Here is a 631-nt window from a genome sequence, read left to right on the forward strand (position 1 = left end):
CGCGCCGGGCAGGCCCAGGCTGCAGCCCACGCCGAAGGGTTTGTCGGTCAGGCGGCGCACCTCCCGGATGGCTTCGCGGCAGCCTTCGGGCGTGAGCGCGCCGGCCGCCAGGATGCCCAGGCCGCCCGCGTTCGAGACGGCGGCCACAAGCGAGGGCACGGCGATGTAGGTCATGCCGGGCAGGACGATGGGGTGAGCGATGCCGAGCAGCTCGGTCAGGCGGGTGCGCATGGGGTCAGCAGGCGGTGTGGTGCTCAGGCTGCCGAGGCCGATGCCAGATGGCTGTCGGCCCGCTTGCGCAGCCAGTGCAGCAAAGTGGTGTACATCAACCCCGTGTCAAGGGGCTTGCCCAGGTGGGCGTTCATGCCGGCAGCGTAACAGGCCTCGCGCTCGTCCTGCAGCACGCTGGCGGTCATCGCAATGATGGGCAGGTCGGCCAGCCCCGGCATCTCGCGGATGCGGCGCGTGGCGGTCAAGCCATCCATGTCAGGCATGTGGATGTCCATGAGCACCAGGTCGCAAGGGTGGGTCTGCAGGTGCTCGATGGCCTGGGCACCGGTCTCGGCCACGTCGGGCGTGATGCCGACCATGTCGAGCAACTCGGTGACCAGGACTCGGTTGATGGCGTTGT

General features: G+C 69.1%; 2 protein-coding genes. Both read right to left on the reverse strand.

All coding sequences use genetic code 11. The features are described from left to right. Nucleotides 1–231, reverse strand: a 231-nt coding sequence (locus B2W70_RS14540; protein WP_286746742.1) for a nitronate monooxygenase, incomplete at its 3' end; no start/stop codon positions are given. 23 nt (nucleotides 232–254) lie between these two features. Then, nucleotides 255–631 (reverse strand): response regulator (locus B2W70_RS14545; protein WP_286746744.1); only part of this gene is annotated, 377 nt, incomplete at its 5' end.

This window comes from Aquabacterium sp. UBA2148 (assembly GCF_002328915.1).
Lineage (GTDB): Bacteria > Pseudomonadota > Gammaproteobacteria > Burkholderiales > Burkholderiaceae_C > Aquabacterium > Aquabacterium parvum.